Source organism: Enterobacter sp. 01-M-02-SI-ECC, from assembly GCF_047530595.1.
GTDB classification, from domain to species: domain Bacteria; phylum Pseudomonadota; class Gammaproteobacteria; order Enterobacterales; family Enterobacteriaceae; genus Enterobacter; species Enterobacter cloacae_M.
Window position 1 is genome coordinate 1 of sequence record NZ_JBLKCZ010000012.1, and the last position, 24304, is coordinate 24304.

The window sequence follows — 24304 nt, forward strand, 5'->3', positions numbered from 1 at the left end:
CTGTTCGTCGGAAAAACGCTTCTTCATGGGGATGTCCTCATGTGGCTTATGAAGACATTACTAACATCGGGGTGTACTAATCAACGGGGAGCAGGTCACACGCACAGAGTTACGCTCCATATGACTCATCTGCCTTTCAACCGCATCCCTCGACCACAATCCCGATTCTATCAATGAACTACATGCCATGGTCCTGAAACCATGCCCACAAACCTCTACCTTTGTGTCATAACCCATAACGCGCAGCGCCTTGTTCACCGTATTTTCACTCATCGGTTTACGATGGTCGTGATCGCCAATGAAAACAAAATCGCGATCCCCACTAAGTTTGTGTACCTGTTTAAGGATTGCTAACGCCTGACGAGATAACGGCACCAAATGAGGTGTACGCATTTTTGAGCCGCGCTGGGAGTGCTTTATCCCTTCAATAGCCTCGCGCTCTGCGGGTATGGTCCACATTGATGTTTCAAAATCGATCTCAGACCAACGAGCAAAACGCAATTCGCTGGAGCGGATGAAGACAAGAAGAGTTAGCTCAACGGCGAGACGAGTCAAAGGCCTGCCGGTATAGCTATCAATGCGCTGAAGCAGTTCGGGAGTACGTCTCAACTCTAACGCAGGCCTATGCTGCCGGTTACTTGAAGCAACGGCACCGGCCATCTCCTGTGCTGGGTTGTAATCAAGCAAACCACTCTGTACCGCATAGCGCATAATTGCGGTAGTACGCTGCTGTAAGCGGGATGCCACCTCAAGTCGCCCCGACATCTCTACCGCTTTGATTGGGGTCAGCAGGTCTCTAGTTTTAAGGTCAGCAATATTCCGCTTACCAATGGCGGGAAAGAGATTGTCCTCCAGGCTTTTCAGCACCCGACGACTATGTTCTTCCGACCACTTTTTATTTGTGGCATGCCACTCAATAGCAAGTTGTTCGAAAGTACGTGCTTCTTCCTGCTCAACTTTATCATTTTTCTTTTTATCTCCCGGATCAATGCTGTTTGCCAAAAGCTTACGAGCTTCATCACGGCGAGCCCTTGCATCAGCGAGAGACACATCAGGGTAAACACCCAGAGCCAGCATCTTTTGCTTTCCGCTAAATCGGTACTGCAAACGCCAGTACTTAGAGCCATTTGGATGAACAAGAAGGTGCATACCGTTGCCATCAGTCAGCTTATATTGCTTATCCGTTGGCCTAGCTGTTCTGACTTTGATATCTGTTAGAGCCATGCTTATCCCCTCCCTGTTGGTACAAGCATTATCGAACCGGAAATACCATCATCTGTACCAACATCTGTTGGTAGATGTACGTTGAAGTCGGTTGACCTTGGGAGAACTAATATAGCGGGAAAGGTAGGTAAATACTGGGTTTCAGGCACAAAAAAAGACGTCCGTTGACGTCTATTGATGTTCCGATGGTGCCGAAGGCCGGACTCGAACCGGCACGTATTTCTACGGTTGATTTTGAATCAACTGCGTCTACCGATTTCGCCACTTCGGCACTGAAGGGGATGCGGAAACGTTGTGGATTATACCTGTCGCGCGCCGCCATGCAAGCGACGACGCGCTAAACCCGCGCTAAGTGCCCAAAAAACCAGCGTCCTTCGTCACTCCAGCTCAGACACCGCCAGCCGAATCACTCCCGCCGCCTTCTGCTCCGGCAGCGCCAGCACCTTCGCCCACATCTCCTGAACCATATCGCAGGAGAGCTTCTCTTTGCCCGCCGCCTTCTCCGGCATCTGCAGCAGCTGGATGTCCTCGCCGTACTTATCGGCAAGTGCCTTCATAATCGGCCGCACGTCCTCGACAGCGGCCTCGCGTTCGGCCTGGGTCACGGTGTGGCGGTTTTTGCCGTAGGCCGCGCGCATCATGTCCGCGTCGGCCTGCATGCGCCGCGCCATCAGGTCTTTATCCAGCATGCGCATCGGGTTTACGCCGCCCTTCACCGTCGGGTAGAGGAAGCGGAAGCAGGCGTCGTCGCTCACCTTCTGGATGGCGGCGGTCTGCTCCATGTTGATGGTCATGTAGTTCACCACGTTGGCGTCCGGGGCGTTTTGCAGGCGCGACATCTGCAGATGCAGGATCTGCGGCTGAATGGTATCGATAATCTGCTGCTCCGGCTCGCCCGCTTTTTGCAGGGCGGCCATCTGGTCGAGGATGCGCTGATGCAGCGCGGGCTCCTGCTCCTTAATCACCTGCCAGGCGGGCATCGCGTTAAGGGCGGAATCCATCTGCCGTTCCGGAGCGCGCTGCCTGTCGAAGAACACCCAGAACGCCACGGCGGCGGCCACCACAACAACCATCACGGTACGGGTCCACGTTTTATTCATCTCGCATCCTTATCCTTGAGTTATGCCGGTTTACACCGGCACGCCGCTGTGGAAGCGAAACTCGTTGTCCGGTGTCGAGATAAGTGTGGCTTCAATTTCGCCAAAAAGCTTTATGCGCGGTGAGATATCGTCGTCGCTCACCTGCTGAGCCAGCGTCAGGTAGTCCTGATAGTGGCGCGCTTCCGAGCGCAGCAGCGAGAGATAGAACTTTTGTAAGTCGTCGTCGAGGAACGGGGCCAGCGCGGCGAAGCGTTCGCAGGAGCGGGCTTCGATGTAGGCGCCGCAGATGAGCTTGTCGATCAGCGTTAGCGGTTCGTGGGTGCGCACGTCCTTCAGCATCCCTTTGGCGTAGCGGCTGGCGGTGATTTTGACGTACGGAATGTCGCGGGCCAGCATCGCCTCGCGCACCTGCCAGAAGTGGTGCAGCTCCTCTTTAATCAGCAGCACCATGCTGTCGATCAGCGCCTGGCCCCACGGGTCGTCGGTTTTGGGCATCACGCTTTTGCCAATCTGCCTGTGCAGGGCGATGAAGTCCGGCTCCGGGCCGTCGCGGAAGGTGAACTGTTCGTAGGGCTTGAGCCAGTCGAGCAGCGCGTCGGCACCGCTTTCGTCGGCGACGTATTTACGCACCAGCAGCAGCGCGGTCTGGGCGGCCTTGAGCTCGCACACCATGTGGTCGGTGAGCAGCAGCGGCAGGTTCGCCGGATCGCGGGCTTTATCAATCCATGCTTGCGGGGTCGGGCACTGGAGGAAGTTGAGTACGGGGGCGAGTATCTGCGGGTAATCCATGGTTCTGCCTTGAAAAAGCGGTGGCGCGCGCCACCGCCTGAAACGCTTAGTGACGCACGCCGTCGTCGTCTTCGTCGACGTAATCTTCATCGTCGCCTTCTTCGCCGTCTTCACCGTTCGGATCTTCGAAGTAGGTTCCCCAGCCGTCGTATTCCACTTCAAACTTCTCCGCCAGGTTCATCAGCTGTTCTACCTGCGCGTCGATAAGCTCCGCCTTCAGCGCGCCTTCACTCAGGATGTCGCAGCAGATGACGGTGTCGCCCTCTTCCACTTCCAGCTCTTCCGGCTCGGTCACTTCGTAACCCAGCTTGAAGGCTTCAACGGCCAGTTTTTCCAGCGCGTCGAAATCATCCGCAGAGAAATGGTGCTCGATGGTGTACAGCGCGTCCGGATCGCTACCGTCTTCCAGCAGTTCTTCAATAATCAGACGCGTCTCTTCGCGTTGCTCTTCCAGGTGTTCCGGGTTTGCCATGGCTCAATCCTCTTTAAAGTGCGGCAGATACTTCTATTTTCACACACGGACGGGTTTGCCTCCACCTTTGTAAGAAAGATTTGTGAAACGGGGTTGCAAATGAATAATTACACATATAAAGTGAATTTTAATTCAATAGGTGGCGTTCGCCATGCGAGGATAAAATGTCCGATTTATACAAGAAACACTTTCTGAAACTGCTCGACTTTACCCCTGCACAGTTCACTTCTCTGCTGGCCCTTGCCGCACAGCTCAAAGCCGATAAAAAAAATGGCAAGGAAGTACAGAAGCTTACCGGTAAAAACATCGCGCTCATCTTCGAAAAAGACTCGACCCGTACACGTTGCTCTTTCGAAGTTGCCGCATTTGACCAGGGCGCGCGCGTCACCTATTTAGGGCCGAGCGGCAGCCAGATTGGGCATAAAGAGTCAATTAAGGACACCGCGCGGGTTCTCGGGCGGATGTACGACGGCATTCAGTATCGCGGCCACGGCCAGGAAGTCGTCGAAACGCTGGCGCAGTATGCGGGCGTGCCGGTGTGGAACGGGCTGACCAACGAGTTCCACCCGACGCAGCTGCTGGCGGACCTGCTGACCATGCAGGAGCACCTGCCGGGCAAGGCGTTTAACGAGATGACGCTGGTCTACGCGGGCGACGCGCGCAACAACATGGGCAACTCGATGCTGGAAGCGGCGGCGCTGACCGGGCTGGATCTGCGCCTGGTGGCCCCGAAAGCCTGCTGGCCGGAAGAGAGCCTGGTGGCGGAGTGCAGCGCGCTGGCGGAGAAGCACGGCGGGAAAATTACCCTGACGGAAGACGTGGCGGCGGGCGTGAAGGGCGCGGACTTTATCTATACCGACGTGTGGGTGTCGATGGGCGAAGCCAAAGAGAAGTGGGCGGAGCGGATTGCGCTGCTGCGCGGGTATCAGGTGAACGCGCAGATGATGACGCTGACCGGCAACCCAAACGTGAAGTTCCTGCACTGTCTGCCGGCGTTCCATGACGACCAGACCACGCTCGGCAAGCAGATGGCGAAGGAGTTCGATCTGCACGGCGGGATGGAAGTGACGGACGAGGTGTTTGAGTCGGCGGCGAGCATCGTGTTTGACCAGGCGGAAAACCGGATGCATACGATTAAGGCGGTGATGGTGGCGACGCTTGGGGAGTGATTGACTCCTCTGCGGTCTGGTGCCCTCACCCCGGCCCTCTCCCACGGGGAGAGGGAGAACACCCTAAAAACGACAACAGAGTTATCGTCAGGCAGAAAAATTCATTTTACTGACGCTTTCTCAGATACGCATTAACCATAATAGGTATTTATCTTTTTATTAACCATTATTTACTGAGTAGATAATGGTTAATATCAGGTCATTATCAATTACAAAACACCTTATATTATCGGCGTAATATTTCCTTATTGCTGCATTTCATTAATAAGGATTGTTTATGTCATGGAATAAACATGAAGCTGTGTCATACGCCCGTAGCCACGCACTAACCCATACTGGACACTATTGCGCTCGAGCAATCGCCGCCGCCATTCGAGCCGGAGGGCTTAAAATCGAAGGGGCAAACGCTAAGGATTTCTGGCGTTCTTTTGAAAAAGCAGGGTTCACAAAAGTCTATGGCCCCCCCATAGAGGGGGATATCGCGGTGATTGATGCCTTGCCCGGCCCGAATCAGTACGGGCATGTCTGTATTTATGATGGCGCTGGAACCTGGTATTCAGATTTTAAACAGAGAACACTGTACCCGGGGCCAACCTATCGCCAACTCCAGCCAGCCGTAACCTTATACAGGCATTATTAATATGAATAAGCTCATCTTAATTGTGTTATTCAGCACAGCCGCATTGGGGGCCGAAGATTTTCAGATACCGATGCAGCGCGCCCTTGAATTCAATCGCTGGTACGTCAAACAGGTGAACAACGATCGTTATCCCATCCAAGAGGGAAATGAAATCGATAAGTTCGTTACGGCCAGCACCATGAAAAAATTACGTCATGCAGACGATCCCCGTTATGCCGACGCTGAATTTTACGAGGCTGATTTTTTTATGAAATCGCAGTATATCGGCGAGGACTGGGCTGAGAATGTGGCTATTGATTCGTATGTTTCAGACCCGGTCTGTGTAAACGTGAATATCACGTTTGGCAAAAAGACCCAGCACACAGTCATTGATTGCATGGTTAAAGAAGATGGGGTCTGGAAAATCCAGTCTGTTGCCGCCCGGGATAATAATTGATGCCCCCCGCTAACAATAATGTAGCCGCCTTTGTTGCCGGGTGGCACTGCGCTTACCCGGCCTACACAACCCGTAGGCCCGTGCAAGCGTAGCGCCGCCGGGCAAATCAGGCAGCCCCTCTCCCACGGGCAGAGGGAGAACATCGGCGCCATTTCATTGATTTTTCACCCCGAAAAAGGTACGTTTTCGCCTTAATTCCAGCGTGGACATGCCAGCATTATGCCGATTATTCAGTCTGTTGAACGTGCGTTGCAGATCCTCGACCTGTTCAACGAGCAGGCCACCGAGCTTAAGATCACCGACATCAGCAAACTGATGGGGCTGAGCAAGAGTACCCTCCACTCGCTGCTGAAAACCCTGCAGCTTCACGGCTATATCGATCAGAACCCGGAGAACGGTAAGTATCGCCTCGGCATGAAGCTGGTCGAGCGCGGCCATTTTGTCGTGGGCTCCATCGATATTCGGCAGAAGGCAAAAGGCTGGCTGACGGAGCTGTCCCGGCGGACCGGGCAGACCACCCATCTGGGGATCCTGGACGGGCGTGAAGGGGTTTATATCGAGAAAATTGAAGGCAAGCTGGCTGCCATCGCCTATTCGCGCATTGGCCGCCGCCTGCCGGTTCACGCCACCGCTATCGGCAAGGTGCTGATTGCCTGGCTGGGCGAGACCGAGCTGAACGCCCTGCTGGAGGGCTATCAGTACACCACCTTTACGCCCGCGACCCTCGCCTCTCGCGAAGCCTTAGTGGCCGCCCTGGCGCAGACCCGCGAGCAAGGCTACGCCCTGGACAGCGAAGAGAACGAGCAGGGCGTGCGCTGCGTGGCGGTGCCGGTGTGGAACCACGAATCCCGCGTGATTGCAGCCCTGAGCCTGTCGACGCTGACCTCCCGCGTGGACGACGCCGAGCTGGCCCGCTTCCGCGAGCAGCTTCAGCAGGCCGGGCTCGAGCTGTCACGCGCGCTGGGCTACCCGGCCTGAGCCGTTAAACCGGCTCGTAGGTGAAGTAGTCGAAGTCTGCGTGGCAGCCATCTCCGCTGATGTCCTCGCAGTGCAGCCCCACAAACGCGCCGGTAAAGAAGCCGCGCCCGCCGATGTAGTCGTCCGACAGTTTCCACGCCTCATACGTTACCGGCACGGTGTGCCACGTCTCGCCGTCGAACGAGTAGCTGTAGCGGTAAACCAGCGTATCCACGTCCACCCGCAGCCAGACGCTCTCCGCATGTTCCGGCACCGGAATCGGCTGCTCGTGCAGCGGCCATGACGGTACGTTGTGGTCGAGCTGGATCACTTTGATGGTTCTCCCCTGCCCCTCCTCGTAGTCCACAAAGCAGTAGCTCCAGTTTTTGCTGTTGTAGTAGCAGGTCAGCCCCGCGCTCTGCTGGAAGTGGACCGGCGAAAATTGCATCCGCGTTTCTGAACGGAAGGCGAAGTGCTGCCAGCGGCGCGCCACGGTCGACTGGGTAAAGGTCGAGTTGAGCGAGTCGTTGCCGTAGAGCCGTAAATAGCCCGGGCGCGCGGTGAGCGAGCCGAGGGTGTCGTCGAACGGAATGCGCAGGGTCTGTAGTTCCGGGTCGAGCGAACTGGCGTCGAAATCGTCCCGCCAGCGGCCCTGAACGGCAGCGTGCTGCTCGGCAATTTGCGGGCCTTTCACGGTCAGCTGCGCGTGCTTGCCGCCTTCCACGTACGGCCAGCCGTCGCGCCATTCAATGCGGGCGATGCCGGTCTCGCGCCCCAGCGGGCAGTAGCCGCGCCCGCCGGAGGCCAGCAGCGGCACGCCAGGCAGGCGCAGCGGGCGGCTGGTGAGGTAGGCCATGTACCACTCCCCCGTGTGGGTCTGCAGCAGCGAGCCGTGGCCGCTCTTCTGCAGCGGGTTCTCCGGCAGGTGCCAGCTGGTCATCATCGTCACGTCCGGGTGCAGCTCGTACGGCCCGTCGATGGTTTTTGAACGCAGCACCACGACGGCGTGCTCGTAGCTGGTGCCGCCTTCGGCCACCATCAGGTAGTACCATCCCGCGTGGCGATAAAGATGCGCCCCCTCGGTGTAGCAGAGCGGCGTGCCGGTAAACAGGGTTTTGCGCTCGGGCGAGAGCGTGCCGGTCTGCGGGTCAAACTCCTGCATCACGATGGTGTTGTGTGGGTTGCTGTGGTGGCGCGGCCCCCACGGTCGGTAGAGGTAATATTTGCGGCCATCGTCGTCGTGGAACAGGGACGGGTCAAACCCGCCGTTGCCCATCGGGATCGGCTCGCTCCACGGCCCCTTGATGGAGGGCGCGGTGACGAGGAAGTTGCGGCCGTTTTTCCACGGCGAGTCGACAATCTTTACGTCGGTGTAGAGCAGCCAGAACCTGCCGTCGGCGTAGCTCAGGCACGGCGCCCAGATGCCGCCGGAGTCCGGGTTGCCCTTCATGTCCAGCATCGACACGCGGTCCAGCGGGGTGCTGACCAGCGACCAGTTTTTCAGGTCGCGGGAGTGGTAGATGCGCACGCCGGGGAACCACTCGAAGGTCGAGGTGGCGATGTAGTAGTCCTCGCCCTGGCGGCACAGGGACGGGTCCGGGTTGAAGCCGGTAAGTATCGGGTTGGTGATTTCCATATTGCCTCCGGTTAATGGGATGCGGCTGTCGCTGCGTCGGGAATGGCCTCGCCCTGCGCCGCGCGGTGCTTGATCAGCTGCTGGCTGATGGCCTCCACGCGGGCGTCGGTGAGCTTGTAGAACGACAGCATGATGAACATGCCCGCGTAGAGCACCACCGGCACCACGCAGAACAGAATTTTGATGGTGGTGAGCACCTCGACCGGCTGCACGCTGCTGCTGGCGGAGTAGTTCACATACGCCAGGATCCAGCCCACCACCGCCCCGCCAATCGCCAGGCCAATCTTCAGGCTGAACAGGTAGGTGGAGAACACCAGCCCGTCGAGGCGGCGACCGCTGCGGCTCTCCTCGTAGTCCACTACGTCAGAGGCCATCAGCCACTGCAGCGGCGTGGTGGTGTTGAAGACGAACAGGAACAGAATGTTGAGGGCAAAAATCAGCGCGATATGCTCGGCCGGGGTGACGAAAATCAGCAGGCTGATCAGCGAGTAGGCGACGATGATCCACTTGAAGGCGGTGACGCGGTCAAAGCGGCCCAGCAGGCGGGAAGAGCAGAGCGAGCCGAACATGGTGGCGAGGCTGCCGTAGAGTAAGAACTGGGTCGCCATCTCCGGATGATCCATCACGTATTTCACGAAGTAGAGCGTCGCCCCGCCGCGCACCACGTTGGAGCAGGTCGCCATCATCTTGAACGCGCACATGATCCGCCACTGGCCGTTGCCCAGCAGCAGCCTGAGATCTTTCGCCACCGACGAGCCCGGCTGCACCTCAAAGGTGTAGCGCTCTTTGGTGGTAAAGAAGCATACGTAAAGCAGCACCACGCCGCTCAGCCCCAGCACGCACATGGCGCCGAAGTAGCCCACCTGCTCGTCCCCTTTGCCGATGATGCTCACCAGCGGCAGCGCGATGCCGCTGATGGCGAGCGAGCCCGCCGCAGCCAGGAAGAAGCGCCAGGACTGCAGGGCGTGACGCTCTTTCGGGTCGGCGGTGATGACGCCCGGCATGGCGCAGTACGGCACGTTAACGAAGGTGTAGACCAGAGTCAGGAGAATGTAGGTCACGCAGGCGTAGATGATCTTGCCCTGCGCGGAGAAGTCCGGCGTGTAGAAGGTCAGCACGCAGACGATACCGAACGGGATGGCGCCCCACAGCAGGAACGGGCGGAACTGGCCGTGCCGCGTGCGGGTGCGGTCTACCAGCAGCCCCATCAGCGGGTCGGTGACGGCGTCGAGCACGCGGGAGACCAAAAACAGCGTGCCCATAATGCCCGCCGACAGGCCGAAGACGTCGGTGTAGAAGTAGGCCAGCAGGAACATCGTGGCCTGCCAGACGAAGCCGCAGGCGGTGTCACCCAGCCCGTAGCCAATTTTGTCTTTCATGGTTAATTGCGTCATCAGAATTACACCCTTATGTAGTGTGCTGAATTACAACATCGTGTTAATGGAGTGTAATGAGCTGTTCAATTAACCAGCAATGGTCATATCTTATTTCGGAATTACGTTATTTTGCTTTTGTGACGCCGACGATATATCTCAACCTATTGTTTATATTATTAAATAACAGAAATAGAAAAGCCGTCCGCGGAATATTTCCCGCAGACGGTTTTATCTCTGAAAATAATTAAATGCCGAGTGCTTTTTTACCGGCGTTAATTACCTCAATGATTTTATCGGTGTCATAAATACAGCCTTTCCAGGTGCCGCCGCTCACCGACTGCAGCGCAGCCCACAGCCGGGTATCGTCCGGCAAAAAGTCGTGGGCGTGCAGATCCGGGTGCGTCTGCCGCCGCGCCAGCTCGCGCGCGCCCTCTTCCGGCGTCAGCGGGTTGTCCGCGGTGCCGATAAAGTTCACGCAGCCCGTTAACGTCAGGCGGTCGACGGCGATCTCGATGATGTCGTTATCGCGCAGCTTGCCAATCGGCCCGCCCGCCAGCGCCTCCGGCGACACGTGGCCGAAGCAGGCGCCCGTCGACACGCCCGAGAAGCGCGCATCGGTGATTAACGACACCGTTTTGCCCCACGAAATATGCTTCAGCGCGGAGGTGAGCTGGTAGGTCTCTTCCATGCCGGTGCCGGACGGTCCGCCGCCGATGACCACCATGATATCGCCCTGCGCAATCTCTTCCCGCTTGATGGCCTTGATTGCCTGCGCTTCCGAGACAAACACCCGCACCCGGCCGGTGTGGCGGTACACGCCATCTTCGCCCACCACCGACGGGTCGATCGCCGTGGCCTTGATCACCGACCCTTCGGGCGCGATGTTGCCCGTCGGGAAGCAGACCGTCGAGGTCAGCCCTTTCGCTTTTGCCTTCTTCGGCGGCAGGATCACGTCATCCGGATCCACGCCGTCCTGCTCGTGCAGGCACTGGCGGAAGCGCGCCCGGCGCTCGGACGCCTGCCACCAGTCAAGGTTCTCGCCCACCGTCTGGCCAGTCACGGTCATGGCGTCCAGGTGCAGCAGGCCGAGATCGCGCAGGTGGAGCATTACCTCCGGCACGCCGCCCGCGAGGAAGGCGCGCACGGTCGGATGATAGTCCGGGCCGTTGGGCAGCACGCTCACCAGGCGCGGCACTTTACGGTTGACACGCGTCCAGTGCTCAACGTCCGGGATCGTGCAGCCCGCCGCGTGGGCGATGGCCGGAATGTGTAGCAGTAAGTTGGTGGAGCCGCCGAACGCCGCGTGGATCACCATCGCGTTTTCGATGGCTTTGTCGGTGAGGATATCGCGCGTGGTGATGCCGCGGTTATCCAGCTCGCTGACCGCGCGCGCCGACTGGCGGGCGATCTCCAGCCACACCGCCTGCCCGGACGGCGCCAGCGCGGAATGCGGCAGCGCCAGGCCCAGCGCCTCCGCGACCACCTGCGAGGTGCCCGCCGTGCCGAGGAACTGACACCCGCCGCCCGGCGAGGCGCAGGCGCGACAGCCCAGCTCGGCGGCCTCCTGCAGGGAGAGTTCGTGATTGGCGAAGCGCGCGCCGATGGTCTGCACCTTACCCGCGTCTTCCCCGACGGTCGGCGGCAGCGTCGCCCCGCCCGGCACCAGAATGGTCGGCAGGTCGTGCATCGAGGCCAGGGCAATCATGGTGGCGGGCAGTCCTTTATCACAGGTGGCGACGCCAATCACCGCCCGACGCGTCGGGAGGGAACGGATCAGGCGGCGAAACACGATCGCCGCGTCGTTGCGGTACGGCAGGGAATCGAACATGCCGTGCGTGCCCTGCGAGCGTCCGTCGCACGGATCGCTGACGAAGGCCGCAAACGGGATCCCGCCGCTGCGGGTGATCTCCTTCGCCGCCGCCTGCATCTGCATGCCAATCTCCCAGTGCCCGGTGTGGTAGCCCAGCGCGACCGGGCGTCCGTCCCCGGCGCGGATGCCGCCCTGGGTGCCGATGATCAGCACCTCTTTCCCGGTCAGCCTGTTGGCGTCCCAGCCCATCCCGGCGTTCTGCGTCATGCCGAACAGGTTGCCGCTGGGAGATTCCATCAGCATCTGCGGGGTCAGCGGCAGCGCGCCCTGCGGCCCCGCCGCGTGGGTGATCACCGCATAAAACGCGTCGTCCTGTGGGGTGAAAATTTTCTCAATGGTCATCGTTATCATCCGGCTCAGCAGAGCTTGAGCTGTTGCAGCAGGGTTTTCAGCTGCGCCTTGCGCGGCGCGTCCAGCGGGGAGGCGGGCGGCAGCACGTGCGTGGAGACAGGGCGACCGCAGAGCACGATCGCCTCTTTAATCACGTTAACAAACGGCGTATCCAGCTGATACATTTGCGGAATTTGCAGCAGGGTCTGATGATACTCAGCCGCTTTCGCCACGTCCCCGTCGCGCCAGGCTTTCAGAAGATTCACCGACACCTGCGGGGCAAAGTTACCGCTCGCCGAGATCGCCCCGTCGCCGCCGAGCAGCAGGGTATTAAAGAGGTGATCGTCGTAGCCGCAGAGCACCGTGAAGTGCGGATGGGCGCCTTTGACGGTATGGATCATGCTGCGCAGGTGGGCGACGGAGTCGATGGTGTCTTTGATGCCGATAATATTGTTGCGCGAGTCGGCAAGGGTTTTCACCAGCGCCGGGGTCAGATCCTGCCCGGTCAGCGCCGGGAAGTTATAGAGCATCACCGGCAGCGTGACGCTGTCGGCCACCTGCTCGAAATAGCGGATCAAGTTCGCTTCCGACACTTTCCAGTAGTAGGGGTTGATCACCACGATGCCGTCCGCGCCCGCCTGCTGCGCGTGCTGGCTCAGTTCAATGGTTTCCCGGGCGTTGGTGCCGCCGGTGCCGATCAGGACCGGCACGCGACGATCGACGTGATCGATAGCAAAGCGGGCAATTGCTTTACGCTCTTCGGCGCCGAGCTGGGAGAACTCGCCGCCGCTGCCCAGGAAGAACAGGCCGTCAACGCCTGCCGCGATCAGATCGTCGATCAGCGCGGCGGTGCCCTGCTTATCGAGCTGGCCATCGGCGGTAAAAATGGTGGAGACAGGGGGAATGATTCCCGTAAACAACGCGGACTGCGGCATGAGATCTCCTTGCTGAATCATTTTGTTCTACATTATAGAACAGCGTTCATTAAATTAACGATCATACTATGACGCAGGAAAAGCGCAGGTAAATGAGAGATGCAGAGGGAGTGCGGGAAGTTTAAGCTGGATCACATATTGCGTGGGTGCGGTCTGGTGCCCTCACCCCGGCCCTCACCCACGGGGAGAGGGTGTAAAAGTTCCCTCTCCCCGTGGGAGAGGGTTAGGGTGAGGGGTCAGGGTTACTCCACCAGCATTTTAACAACCACTTTCCTGACCTTCGCAGGCGCGCCCACCGCGCACAGCGGCTTGTGCACCTCACCCGGCCAGAACACCACAAAATCCCCTTCGCTAAGCACCACGGTTTTCTCCTGCTCGCCTTCCGGCAGGAACGCGATGTCTTTGTCCGCCAGCCAGTCGGTGTCGGGCGTACCGTGCGGCAGGGTGCTGAAGGTCATCCCCTCCTGGCCCTTCATGATTATCTGGATGTCCAGATAGCGCGCGTGGTACTCGGCGCGGCGCTCGGCGAACGGCTGGGTCATGTCTTCCGAGACCAGATAAAAGAGGCTGCTGCCGTTGATGTCGTGCTTGCCGAGCGGCGTGGCGTCGGTAACGTGGGCTTTAACGTGCTCGATGGCCTGACGCAGATCGTCAGGCAGCCAGGAGTGCAGATGGTGGATGTTGCCGATAATCATGTGAAATCTCTCTATGTAAAACAACGTTTCATTTTTATCTCTTATACGAGAGTTAAGGCTGCCATACCAGCGCTTTTTAGACGGGTTTTGCGCGAACGCATGTTTATCGGGAATGGTGTTAATTTGCTGTTAAGCCCTCGCAGGCATTTATGCAGTCATTATGCATATCTTCAGCTCTTCGTTATCACGCCCTTGCGCTAACTCATTGATCGCCAGGCCTTAACAACAAAACTCGCTACCGCTTCACATTTTATCACTTTGATAATTTGCTATTAAATTCAATAAATATTTATTGATTTTCCTTAAGCCAAAAATAGTTAATTAGCAATAATGCATAGTCATTCCACAAAAACTATAAAAACAATTAAAATCAATACCTTAACAAAATATTTCAAAGCATTAAATTCTACAAAACACTAACAAGTGAAAATAATGACAACGGATAGTGCTTAGCTATTCACCTCGCCAGAATAATCAATTAATCATTATCTGATGCGAATCATGCAAATGAAAACAAACCGCTTAATATCCATTTTCGCGTGAGCAATATCACAATACGGATTATTTAACCCCCTAGTATGAATCACGAAATCAATTGAGCTTAGCCGCCATGAAATTAAACACATCACATGGCGCATGCCCTTTTTATTCTGAAAAACAGTTAAAGGAATAATTATGGAAAAGCATTACGTCGGTTCTGAAATTGGTCAATTGCGTAGCGTTATGCTGCACCGTCCTAATTTAAGTCTGAAACGTTTAACGCCATCAAACTGTCAGGAGCTGCTTTTCGATGACGTGCTCTCGGTTGAGCGGGCGGGTGAGGAGCATGACATCTTCGCCAACACGCTGCGCGAGCAGGGTGTGGAAGTCCTGCTGTTGACCGACCTTCTGACGCAATCCCTTGATATTGCAGAAGCGAAAGCCTGGCTGCTGGATACCCAAATCTCCGACTATCGCCTCGGCCCAACCTTTGCCGGCGACGTGCGCGGCTGGCTGGCAGATATGCCGCACCGGGAACTGGCGCGCAGGCTGAGCGGCGGATTAACCTACGGCGAAATTCCGGCGGCCATTAAAAATATGGTGGTGGATACCCACACGGCGAATGATTTTATTATGAAGCCGCTGCCGAACCATTTATTTACCCGCGATACCTCATGCTGGATTTATAACGGCGTCTCCATTAACCCGATGGCCAAACCGGCCCGTCAGCGCGAAACCAATAACCTGCGGGCAATATATCGCTGGCACCCGGCGTTTGCCGACGGCGATTTTATTAAGTATTTCGGCGACGAGAATATTAATTACGACCACGCCACCTTAGAAGGCGGCGACGTACTGGTGATTGGCCGCGGGGCGGTACTGATCGGCATGTCCGAGCGCACGACGCCGCAGGGCGTGGAGTTCCTCGCTAACAGCCTGTTTAAGCACCGCCAGGCCGAGCGCGTGATTGCCGTTGAGCTGCCCAAACACCGCTCCTGTATGCACCTCGACACCGTCATGACCCACATCGACGTGGACACCTTCTCCGTCTACCCGGAAGTGGTGCGCAAGGACGCCCAGTGCTGGACGCTTACCCCGGACGGACGCGGCGGCCTGCTGCGCACTCAGGAAACCGACCTGCTGCACGCCATCGAGAAAGCGCTCGGCATTAACCAGGTGCGCCTGATCACCACCGGCGGCGACGCCTTTGAAGCCGAACGCGAGCAGTGGAACGACGCCAACAACGTGCTGACCATCCGCCCGGGCGTGGTGATTGGCTACGAGCGCAACGTCTGGACCAACGAGAAGTACGACAAAGCGGGCATCACCGTGCTGCCCATCCCTGGCGACGAGCTCGGACGCGGTCGCGGCGGCGCGCGCTGCATGAGCTGCCCGCTGGAACGCGACGGAATTTAAAGGAGCCATCATGGAACGAAAACCCACTCTGGTTGTGGCCCTTGGCGGCAACGCGCTGCTCAAGCGCGGCGAGCCGCTGGAAGCCGAAATCCAGCGCCAGAACATCGAGCAGGCCGCGCGCACCATCGCCGGATTAACAGAACAGTGGCGCGTGGTGCTGGTGCACGGCAACGGGCCGCAGGTCGGGCTGCTGGCGCTGCAGAACAGCGCCTACGACAAAGTCACACCCTACCCGCTGGACGTTCTCGGTGCCGAAAGCCAGGGAATGATCGGCTACATGCTCCAGCAGGCGCTGAAAAACAATCTGCCGCAGCGCGAGGTGAGCGTCCTGCTCACGCAGGTGGAAGTGGACGCCGCCGACCCGGCCTTCAGCAACCCCACCAAGTACATCGGCCCGGTGTACAGCGAAGCCCAGGCAAAAATGCTGGCCGCGGAAAAAGGCTGGGTATTTAAGGCCGACGGCAGCTACTTCCGCCGCGTGGTGCCGTCACCGCAGCCGAAGCGCATCGTCGAGAGCGACGCCATCACGGCGCTGATCCAGCGCGATCACCTGGTGATCTGCAACGGCGGAGGCGGCGTGCCGGTAGTGGAGAACGCCAACGGCTATCGCGGCATTGAGGCGGTGATCGACAAAGACCTCTCTGCCGCCCTGCTGGCGCGCCAGATCGAGGCCGATGCCCTGCTGATCCTGACCGATGCCGATGCGGTGTACCTCGACTGGGGCAAGCCGACCCAGCGCCCGCTGGCGCAGGTGACGCCGGAGCTGCTCAGAGGCATGCAGTTCGACGCCGGATCGATGGGGCCGAAAGTGGCCGCCTGCCGCGAGTTCGTCGAGGCCTGCAACGGTATTGCCGGGATCGGCGCGCTGGGCGACGGCGCGGAGATCCTCGCGGGCGAGAAAGGCACGTTGATTCGTAACTGAGTCGTTTTCCCCTCACCCTAACCCTCTCCCTAATGGAGAGGGGGACGATTACACCCTCTCCCCGTGGAAGAGGGCCGGGGTGAGGGCATCAAACAGCAAATTTTAAAAAGGATTTACCCATGACCATCAATCTGAAAAACCGTAACTTCCTGAAACTGCTGGACTACACTCCGGCGGAGATCCAGTACCTGATCGACCTCGCCATCGAGCTGAAGGCCGCCAAAAAAGCCGGACGTGAAAAGCAAACCCTGGTCGGGAAAAACATCGCCCTGATCTTTGAAAAAACCTCCACCCGCACCCGCTGCGCCTTCGAAGTGGGCGCGTTCGACCAAGGCGCGCAGGTGACCTACCTCGGCCCAAGCGGCTCGCAGATCGGCCATAAGGAGTCGATGAAAGACACCGCCCGCGTGCTGGGCCGCATGTATGACGGTATCGAATACCGCGGCTACGGCCAGGCCATCGTTGAGGAGCTGGGCGAGTACGCGGGCGTGCCGGTGTGGAACGGCCTGACCGACGAGTTTCACCCAACGCAGATCCTCGCCGACCTGATGACCATGCTGGAGCACGCGCCGGGCAAAACCCTGCCGGAGCTGAGCTTTGCCTATCTCGGCGACGCGCGCAACAACATGGGCAACTCGCTGATGGTCGGCGCGGCCAAGATGGGGATGGATATCCGCCTCGTCGCGCCGAAATCCTTCTGGCCGGAAGCCGGGCTGGTTGAGCAGTGCCGCGCCATCGCGAAAGAGACGGGCGCGCGCATCACCCTCACCGACGACGTGGAAGAAGGCGTGCGGGGGACCGATTTCCTCTACACCGATGTGTGGGTCTCCATGGGCGAGCCGAAGGAAGCCTGGGCCGAGCGCGTCAGCCTGATGAAGCCGTATCAAATCAACGCGGACGTGATGAAGGCCACAGGCAACCCGAACGTCAAGTTTATGCACTGCCTGCCGGCGTTCCATAACGAACACACCAAAGTGGGCCGCGAGATCGAGATGGCGTACGGCCTGAAGGGGCTGGAGGTGACGGAAGAGGTCTTCGAATCGCCGAACTCCATCGTCTTCGACGAAGCAGAGAACCGCATGCACACCATTAAAGCGGTCATGGTGGCGACACTCGGCGACTAATCACCGCCCGGCGCGCCAAGGGGTGCGCCGGGTTTAAGGAGAACATCATGGGCAAGTTTAAGTTTCCCTCCGCTTACACCATTCTCTTTTTCCTGATTGCCGTTGTGGCGGCGCTGAGCTGGGTCGTCCCCGCCGGTCAGTACCAGATGGCGATGAACGAAACCCTCGGTAAAGAAGTCCCGATTGCCGGAACGTACGCGCACGTGGCGGCACATCCGCAGGGGCTGGTTTCCGTCCTGATGGCGCCCATCGCCGGGCTGTACGATCCGGTCTCGGGCCAGGCCGGGGCGATCGACGTCGCGCTGTTTATCCTGATCATCGGCGGTTTTCTCGGGATCGTCACCAAAACCGGGGCGATTGATGCCGGGATCGAACGCGTCACTACGCGACTACGCGGGCGCGAGGAGTGGATGATCCCGATCCTGATGGCGCTGTTTGCCGCGGGCGGCACGATTTACGGCATGGCCGAAGAGTCGCTGCCGTTCTACACCCTGCTGGTGCCGGTGATGCTGGCCGCCCGGTTCGATCCGGTTGTCGCCGCCTCTACCGTGCTGCTCGGGGCGGGGATCGGCACGCTTGGCTCTACCATTAACCCGTTTGCCACGGTGATCGCCGCCAACGCCGCCGGGATCCCCTTCACTAACGGTATCGCCCTGCGCGTGGCGCTGCTGGTCATCGGCTGGATCATCTGCGTGGCGTGGGTGATGCGCTACGCCCGCAAGGTGCGCCAGGATCCGTCGCTGTCGATCGTTGCGGATAAGCAGGAAGAGAACCTCGCCCATTTCCTTGGCAATAAGGGTGAGCAGACCCTGGAATTCACCCTGGTGCGCAAAATCATCCTGGTGATTTTCGCCCTCGCCTTCGCGGTGATGATCTACGGCGTGGCGGTGCTGGGCTGGTGGATGGCGGAGATCTCGGCGGTGTTTCTCGCCAGCGCGATCATCGTCGGCCTGATTGCCCGCATGAGCGAAGAGGAGCTGACGTCGACGTTTATCAACGGCGCGCGAGATTTGCTGGGCGTCGCGCTGATTATCGGCATCGCGCGCGGTATCGTAGTCATCATGGATAAGGGCATGATTACCCACACCATTTTGCACAGCGCGGAAGGGCTGGTCAGCGGGTTGTCCACGGTAGCGTTTATCAACGTGATGTACTGGCTGGAGGTCGTGCTGTCGTTTCTTGTGCCTTCTTCATCCGGCCTGGCCGTTCTGACGATGCCGATCATGGCGCCGCTTGCCGATTTCGCTAACGTCAACCGCGACCTGGTGGTGACGGCTTACCAGTCGGCCTCCGGCATCGTTAACCTCGTCACGCCCACTTCTGCCGTCGTGATGGGCGGGCTGGCTATCGCCCGCGTGCCCTACGTGCGTTATCTGAAATGGGTGGCGCCGCTGCTGGGCATTTTAACGGTGGTGATTATGGTGGCGTTAAGTCTGGGTGCCTTGTTGTGATTTGCCGGATGGCGCTGCGCTTATCCGGCCTACGGTTCGGTGCGGTGCCACCGGTTATTTCAGGAACTGATATGGGAACTATGATGGATTACGAAGAGTACTCTCCCAAAGAGCAACTACAGCTGACGGTCTGCCAGCGCCTGATCGCAGAAAAGAGCTATCTTTCTCAGGAGGAGATCCGCCGGGATTTGCAGGAGCGTGGTTTTGAAACCATCAGCCAGTCCACCGTTTCACGTCTGCTTAAATTGCTCGGCGTCATAAAAATTCGAAATGCCAAAGGGCTTAAGATTTATTCGCTGAATCCCCAGCTGCGCCCTGCCCCCGACGCCGCGCGTACCGTGTCCGAAATGGTGGTCAGCGTCGAGCACAATAGCGAGTTTATCCTTGTTCATACCGTCGCCGGATATGGCCGCGCGGTGGCGCGTATTCTGGATTATCACCAGCTACCGGAAATTTTAGGCGTGGTGGCTGGCAGCAGTATCGTCTGGGTCGCTCCCCGGGTCGTGAAGCGCACCGCACTGGTGCATAAGCAAATTAATTATTTACTCAGAACGCATTAATATTCATAAAGAACCGTTTGCATTGAGTAAAGCGTGCATTAAATCGCTTGATCCGAAAAGCGAGCTGCGTATAATGCCCGACAATTTGCCGGGAGGAAGCATGGTCAAGCGTGTACGACATAACGTCTTACCGCGTCTGAAATCAGACGCTGGCCTGCCGTTTTTCTTCCCGTTGCTAAACCTATTCCCAGAGCCCCTCATTTGAGGGGCTTTTTTTTGCCCGGCGTCAGGAGATAAACATGAATCCGCTTTATCAAAAACACATCATTTCCATAAACGACCTCAGCCGCGAAGAGCTGGAACTGGTTCTGGAAACCGCGGCAAAACTGAAGGCCAATCCGCAACCGGAGCTGCTGAAGCACAAGGTGATTGCGAGCTGCTTCTTCGAAGCCTCGACCCGCACCCGCCTCTCCTTTGAAACCTCCATGCACCGCCTGGGCGCGAGCGTGGTGGGCTTCTCGGACAGCAGCAACACGTCGCTGGGTAAAAAAGGCGAGACCCTGGCGGATACCATTTCAGTGATTAGCACCTACGTCGACGCGATTGTGATGCGTCACCCGCAGGAGGGCGCGGCGCGCCTGGCGACCGAGTTTTCCGGCGGCATTCCGGTGCTGAACGCCGGTGACGGTGCCAACCAGCACCCGACGCAGACCCTGCTGGATCTGTTCACCATTCAGGAGACGCAGGGCAAGCTCGAGAACCTGAACATCGCCATGGTCGGCGACCTGAAATATGGCCGCACCGTCCACTCCCTGACCCAGGCGCTGGCGAAATTTAACGGCAACCGCTTCTTCTTCATCGCGCCGGACGCGCTGGCGATGCCGCAGTACATTCTCGACATGCTGGATGAGAAAGGCATTCAGTGGAGCCTGCACGCCAGCATCGAAGAGGTGATGAGCCACGTGGATATACTGTACATGACCCGCGTGCAGAAAGAGCGTCTGGATCCGTCCGAATACGCCAACGTGAAGGCACAGTTCGTGCTGCGCGCCAGCGACCTCGAGGGCGCACGCGACAACATGAAGGTCCTGCATCCGCTGCCGCGCATCGATGAGATCACCACAGACGTGGACAAAACGCCGCACGCCTGGTACTTCCAGCAGGCAGGAAACGGCATCTTCGCCCGCCAGGCGTTACTGGCACTGGTTCTGAATCGCGAATTAGCTCTGTAAGGGGAGACGACCATGACGCACGATAACAAACTCCAGGTTGAAGCCATCAAGCGTGGCACCGTGATTGACCACATCCCTGCGCAGGTGGGCTTTAAGCTGCTGACGCTGTTCAAACTGACCGAAACGGACCAGCGCATCACCATCGGCCTGAACCTGCCGTCCGGCGAGATGGGCCGCAAGGACCTGATTAAAATCGAGAACACGTTCCTGACCGACGAGCAGGTCAACCAGCTGTCGCTGTACGCGCCGGACGCCACCGTCAACCGCATCGACGAGTATGAAGTGGTCGGCAAATCCCGCCCGAGCCTGCCGGATCGCATCGAAAGCGTACTGGTCTGCCCGAACAGCAACTGCATCAGTCACGCTGAGCCGGTTTCTTCCAGCTTTGCAGTGAAAAAACGCGCCGATGACATCGCGCTCAAATGCAAATACTGCGAAAAAGAGTTTTCTCATTATGTGGTGCTGTCCAACTAATTGAGGTTGGTAATGAAATCCCGGCTGTTATAATGGCCGGGAACATTCTTAACGCTGTAATTCTGGAGAAAACATGAGCAAAGTACTCGCGACGGAAAATGCACCCGCGGCTATCGGCCCTTACGTTCAGGGCGTTGATCTGGGTAGTATGATCATCACTTCCGGTCAGATCCCGGTGAACCCAAAAACCGGCGCGGTGCCGGAAGACGTCGCGGCACAGGCGCGTCAGTCGCTGGAAAACGTGCAGGCTATCGTTGAATCTGCCGGTCTGAAAGTGGGCGATATCGTGAAAACCACCGTTTTCGTGAAGGATCTGAACGATTTCGCGACCGTTAACGCCACTTACGAAGCGTTCTTCACAGAGCACAACGCCACCTTCCCGGCGCGCTCCTGCGTGGAAGTGGCCCGTCTGCCAAAAGACGTGAAAATTGAAATCGAAGCGATTGCGGTACGTCGCTAATTCATTTTGGCGATAAAAAAGGCAGCCCGGGCTGCCTTTTTTGTTGCTTGCTACTGATTCCTCGTCGCCCTGAGCAGCGTCTCCAGCGGATAGACCGCCGCAATCACCACCTCGTCCTGAACCTTCGCCGCGTTATCCAGCTCGCTCTGAATCGAGGCTATCTCTTTATCATCCAGCGTGCCCTGGCGCGCCACCAGATCCGTCAGCCTCAGGCCAATGGAGGCCAGCTTATCCACCTCCTGGATCACCGGCTTCATCGCCTTCAGCTGATAGCTGTTTTCGCTTAACGCCAGCGCGTCGCTGGTGTTGCTCTGCCAGCGGTTAAAGACGTGGCGCAGGGCGTCGGCGCTTTCCGTGTCTTCCGCATCGCTCACCAGACGGTCCGCCCATTTGTGCATCTGGCGCACGGTGGCGCTTTCCGCGTTCAGCGCATCCGCAAAGCGGTTGAGCGGCTCGAACTGATGATAGTTTCCGGCCTGGAACTTCAGGTGCTGGCGGGTGTAATACTGAGCCGGTTCTATCGCCTGAGCGAGGATCTGCAACGGCAGGGTGTCGGCATTACCGGCGAGGCGCGTGAACTGCACCTGCTGCTGGGTATGCTGCTGCAGCCCGACCGACACCGTCGACCAGCTGTCCATCGCCTGCAGGCGAGTGTACATGTTATCGACGTCGTTGACGTCCTGCGCGGACCACAGCCTCTCCGCCACCGCGAAGGTGCGCGGCCACAGGCGGATATCCAGCACCGGCGCCCCCACGTTTTCCGCCCACAGCGCGGCTTCCCCGCCGAGCAGGTTGGCCTGATTCGCCACGTCCGGCACGACGGGAGGAATGCCTTTCGGCACCGCGTCCAGACGCGTGCCGCTGATTGGGTAACGCGTATTCCCCACCAGGAAATAGCCGGTAAGCTTGTCGTTATCAACGGAAACCACCGGGCGCGTCTCGCCCATCCACGTATCGACGGTAAAGGTCACCTGGCTGTCATTGCGCCATTCAATATCCTGCACCGCGCGGCGGGATTTCCCGGCAAAATCAATAAATCCGCGCCAGCCTGCGTCCCCTTTCACCAGCGTAAAGCTCCCCTCCACCGGCTTGCCCTTCAGGCGCGGCATGGAAAAGGCCCAGCTCTGGACGCTGTCGGTGTCTGCAATCACGTCCACGCCGTTCAGGCCCTGCGGGACAATTTCGTTGCGGTAGTGATAGGCGGTGGACTGGGGCTGGTCGAGATAGAAACCGGTGGAGAGAATGCCCTTGTAGCCGTTCTGCGCCACCTGCCCCAGCGCGTCCTGGCCCTGCCAGGACTGGATCAGAATGCTTTTCGGCAGGTCGGGATGGTAGATCTCGTCCCAGCCGACCATCTGCCGGTGATGCTTCTCAAGGATCGTCTCCAGTTTACGGTTGAAGTACGCCTGCAGCGCGTGGCTGTCCGCCAGCCTGTTGTCGCGCATGAAATTCTGGATCGCGGTATTCGCTTTCCACTGGCTGTCGTCGACCTCGTCACCGCCGATATGCAGATACGGATCGGGGAAGATCGCCGCCAGTTCGCTGACCATTGCGTCGGCAAAAGCGTAAGTTGCGTCTTTTGTCGGATCCAGCACCGGCTTCAGCACGCCCCAGTGGCGTTCCATGGCGTACGGTCCCGGCGCGCTCATCAGCTCCGGGTAGGCCACGGCAATCGCCGAGGCGTGGCCCGGCATGTCGATCTCCGGCACCACGCGAATGCCGCGCTCGGCGGCGTAACGCACCACCTCGCGCATCTGTTCAGGCGTGTAGTACAGCCCGTCGCTGGCAAGCTGCGTCAGCTTAGGGTAGCGCTTCGAGCTGAAGCGCCAGCCCTGATCGTCGGTCAGGTGCCAGTGCAGGACGTTGAGCTTCGCCGCGGCCATGCCGTCGATCTGGCGCTTGATATCCGGCAGCGGAATAAAGTGACGCGCCGAGTCGAGCAGCAGCCCGCGCCACGGGAAGCGCGGCGAATCTTCAATGGTGACCCACGGCAGCGAGGTGTTTTCCGCGCCGTTCTGCATCAGCTGGAGCAGCGTTTCCATGGCGCGCAGCGCGCCGAAGCGGGTGTTGGCGGAGATATCGACGCCGCTGGCGTCCACCGTCAGCCTGTAGCTTTCATCGCTGTCCGGCAGAGGCTGCGGCTTCACCTTTTTGGCAATCGCGATGCGGATGGTCGGTTTGTCTGGCTTTTCAGCCTGCGGCTGCAGCGTCCAGCCGGTTTGCAGGGCGATGCGCTGGCGCAGGCTGCTGACGGCATCACCGAGATCGTCCCCGCTGACGCTAATGGATACGTTGTTGCTGAGCACCAGCGCGCCCTGGGTCGTCGGGCGTTCGACCTTGGCAGGCCAGGGCATCAAAGGGAGATCGCCTGCCGGGGCGGCATACGCAGAGGCGCCGAGCATCAGCCCGGCGGTTAAGAGACTGTACCGTAACATGAATGTTCCTTATCTGACGGGCCAAATAAAGGCAAAACATTCTGTTAACATGCGCTCAATTTGTCGTCAAGCGAATGCGCCGACAGAGATCACAGGTTGTTGAATTTGGGAGGAAAGCCAGTCCCCTCTCCCCCAATGGGCGAGGGTGAAAGGCGGCACCGAGCGGTCCCCTCTCCCTTCT

General features: G+C 58.6%; 23 protein-coding genes, 1 tRNA gene and 2 pseudogenes. 14 read left to right on the plus strand and 12 right to left on the minus strand.

The window, feature by feature from the left end:
• Nucleotides 1-99: 99 nt before the first annotated feature.
• From ACMWLG_RS15755 to rraB, 5 genes and pseudogenes are all read right to left on the minus strand, one after another.
• Nucleotides 100-1224: pseudogene (locus ACMWLG_RS15755) on the minus strand (tyrosine-type recombinase/integrase); the annotation flags it as partial.
• A 186-nt stretch (nt 1225-1410) separates the two neighbouring features.
• A tRNA-Leu gene (locus ACMWLG_RS15760) sits at nt 1411-1495 on the minus strand.
• A gap of 106 nt (nt 1496-1601) precedes the next feature.
• Nucleotides 1602-2324, minus strand: a complete 723-nt coding sequence (locus ACMWLG_RS15765; protein WP_045402381.1) for a hypothetical protein — start codon at nt 2322-2324, stop codon at nt 1602-1604.
• 30 nt (nt 2325-2354) lie between these two features.
• A complete protein-coding gene (gene miaE / locus ACMWLG_RS15770; protein ID WP_038981673.1) occupies nt 2355-3113 on the minus strand; it encodes a tRNA isopentenyl-2-thiomethyl-A-37 hydroxylase MiaE in 759 nt (252 codons plus the stop codon).
• 46 nt (nt 3114-3159) lie between these two features.
• A complete protein-coding gene (rraB, locus tag ACMWLG_RS15775; RefSeq protein WP_029739283.1) occupies nt 3160-3585 on the minus strand; it encodes a ribonuclease E inhibitor RraB in 426 nt (141 codons plus the stop codon).
• Nucleotides 3586-3684: 99 nt separating this feature from the next.
• On the opposite strand from rraB, the gene argL reads away from it, so the two are divergent.
• The 5 genes from argL to xynR all read left to right on the plus strand — a co-directional run bounded on the left by argL (nt 3685) and on the right by xynR (nt 6808).
• A complete protein-coding gene (gene argL, locus ACMWLG_RS15780; RefSeq protein ID WP_213333342.1) occupies nt 3685-3780 on the plus strand; it encodes a putative translational regulatory protein ArgL in 96 nt (31 codons plus the stop codon).
• On the plus strand, nt 3750-4754 hold the full coding sequence (argF, locus tag ACMWLG_RS15785; protein WP_045402376.1) for an ornithine carbamoyltransferase: 1005 nt from the start codon (nt 3750-3752) through the stop codon (nt 4752-4754). The genes argL and argF (ACMWLG_RS15785) overlap by 31 nt, the downstream gene beginning before the upstream one ends.
• 277 nt (nt 4755-5031) lie before the next feature.
• On the plus strand, nt 5032-5394 hold the full coding sequence (locus ACMWLG_RS15790; protein ID WP_045402374.1) for a hypothetical protein: 363 nt from the start codon (nt 5032-5034) through the stop codon (nt 5392-5394).
• Between the two features lies 1 nt (nt 5395).
• Nucleotides 5396-5830, plus strand: coding sequence for a DUF3828 domain-containing protein (locus tag ACMWLG_RS15795; RefSeq protein ID WP_023310210.1), 435 nt, complete (start codon nt 5396-5398; stop codon nt 5828-5830).
• A gap of 219 nt (nt 5831-6049) precedes the next feature.
• Nucleotides 6050-6808, plus strand: coding sequence for a DNA-binding transcriptional repressor XynR (gene xynR / locus ACMWLG_RS15800; protein ID WP_045402371.1), 759 nt, complete (start codon nt 6050-6052; stop codon nt 6806-6808).
• A gap of 4 nt (nt 6809-6812) precedes the next feature.
• On the opposite strand, the gene ACMWLG_RS15805 is transcribed toward xynR, so the two are convergent.
• The 5 genes from ACMWLG_RS15805 to ACMWLG_RS15825 all read right to left on the minus strand — a co-directional run bounded on the left by ACMWLG_RS15805 (nt 6813) and on the right by ACMWLG_RS15825 (nt 13629).
• Nucleotides 6813-8423, minus strand: coding sequence for a glycoside hydrolase family 43 protein (locus tag ACMWLG_RS15805; RefSeq protein WP_045402368.1), 1611 nt, complete (start codon nt 8421-8423; stop codon nt 6813-6815).
• Between the two features lie 11 nt (nt 8424-8434).
• Nucleotides 8435-9817: an MFS transporter gene (locus ACMWLG_RS15810; protein ID WP_045402365.1), complete on the minus strand. Its 1383-nt coding sequence runs from the start codon at nt 9815-9817 to the stop codon at nt 8435-8437.
• Between the two features lie 226 nt (nt 9818-10043).
• Nucleotides 10044-12011 (minus strand): xylonate dehydratase YagF, encoded by a 1968-nt coding sequence (gene yagF / locus ACMWLG_RS15815; RefSeq protein WP_045402361.1) that lies wholly within the window; start codon nt 12009-12011, stop codon nt 10044-10046.
• A 14-nt stretch (nt 12012-12025) separates the two neighbouring features.
• Nucleotides 12026-12934 carry a 2-keto-3-deoxygluconate aldolase gene (gene yagE / locus ACMWLG_RS15820; RefSeq protein WP_045402357.1) on the minus strand — a complete coding sequence of 303 codons (909 nt, stop codon included), beginning with the start codon at nt 12932-12934 and terminating at the stop codon, nt 12026-12028.
• A gap of 242 nt (nt 12935-13176) precedes the next feature.
• Nucleotides 13177-13629 carry a YhcH/YjgK/YiaL family protein gene (locus ACMWLG_RS15825; protein WP_023310204.1) on the minus strand — a complete coding sequence of 151 codons (453 nt, stop codon included), beginning with the start codon at nt 13627-13629 and terminating at the stop codon, nt 13177-13179.
• 675 nt (nt 13630-14304) lie between these two features.
• On the opposite strand from ACMWLG_RS15825, the gene arcA reads away from it, so the two are divergent.
• The 5 genes from arcA (at nt 14305) to ACMWLG_RS15850 (ending at nt 19582) form a co-directional block, all read left to right on the plus strand.
• Complete coding sequence (arcA, locus tag ACMWLG_RS15830; protein ID WP_045355667.1) at nt 14305-15525, plus strand: arginine deiminase; 1221 nt, start codon at nt 14305-14307, stop codon at nt 15523-15525.
• 10 nt (nt 15526-15535) lie between these two features.
• Nucleotides 15536-16447, plus strand: a complete 912-nt coding sequence (arcC, locus tag ACMWLG_RS15835) for a carbamate kinase (protein ID WP_045402354.1) — start codon at nt 15536-15538, stop codon at nt 16445-16447.
• 119 nt (nt 16448-16566) lie between these two features.
• Nucleotides 16567-17571, plus strand: coding sequence for an ornithine carbamoyltransferase (gene argF, locus ACMWLG_RS15840; RefSeq protein ID WP_023310201.1), 1005 nt, complete (start codon nt 16567-16569; stop codon nt 17569-17571).
• Nucleotides 17572-17618: 47 nt separating this feature from the next.
• Nucleotides 17619-19022, plus strand: coding sequence for a YfcC family protein (locus ACMWLG_RS15845; protein ID WP_045402352.1), 1404 nt, complete (start codon nt 17619-17621; stop codon nt 19020-19022).
• Between the two features lie 80 nt (nt 19023-19102).
• Nucleotides 19103-19582 carry an arginine repressor gene (locus ACMWLG_RS15850; protein ID WP_029739272.1) on the plus strand — a complete coding sequence of 160 codons (480 nt, stop codon included), beginning with the start codon at nt 19103-19105 and terminating at the stop codon, nt 19580-19582.
• Between the two features lie 3 nt (nt 19583-19585).
• Here the strand turns inward: ACMWLG_RS15850 and ACMWLG_RS15855 are convergent.
• A pseudogene (locus tag ACMWLG_RS15855) lies at nt 19586-19703 on the minus strand (hypothetical protein).
• Between ACMWLG_RS15855 and ACMWLG_RS15860 the strand changes: the two are divergent.
• The 4 genes from ACMWLG_RS15860 (at nt 19683) to ridA (ending at nt 21688) form a co-directional block, all read left to right on the plus strand.
• On the plus strand, nt 19683-19787 hold the full coding sequence (locus ACMWLG_RS15860) for a pyrBI operon leader peptide (RefSeq protein ID WP_022646880.1): 105 nt from the start codon (nt 19683-19685) through the stop codon (nt 19785-19787). The pseudogene ACMWLG_RS15855 and the gene ACMWLG_RS15860 overlap by 21 nt on opposite strands.
• A 34-nt stretch (nt 19788-19821) precedes the next feature.
• On the plus strand, nt 19822-20754 hold the full coding sequence (pyrB, locus tag ACMWLG_RS15865; RefSeq protein WP_023310198.1) for an aspartate carbamoyltransferase: 933 nt from the start codon (nt 19822-19824) through the stop codon (nt 20752-20754).
• Nucleotides 20755-20766: 12 nt separating this feature from the next.
• Nucleotides 20767-21228: an aspartate carbamoyltransferase regulatory subunit gene (pyrI, locus tag ACMWLG_RS15870; RefSeq protein ID WP_045619964.1), complete on the plus strand. Its 462-nt coding sequence runs from the start codon at nt 20767-20769 to the stop codon at nt 21226-21228.
• 73 nt (nt 21229-21301) lie between these two features.
• Nucleotides 21302-21688, plus strand: a complete 387-nt coding sequence (ridA, locus tag ACMWLG_RS15875; protein ID WP_008501391.1) for a 2-iminobutanoate/2-iminopropanoate deaminase — start codon at nt 21302-21304, stop codon at nt 21686-21688.
• 50 nt (nt 21689-21738) lie between these two features.
• On the opposite strand, the gene ACMWLG_RS15880 is transcribed toward ridA, so the two are convergent.
• Nucleotides 21739-24123, minus strand: a complete 2385-nt coding sequence (locus tag ACMWLG_RS15880) for a beta-N-acetylhexosaminidase (RefSeq protein WP_045619966.1) — start codon at nt 24121-24123, stop codon at nt 21739-21741.
• Between the last annotated feature and the right edge of the window lie 181 nt (nt 24124-24304).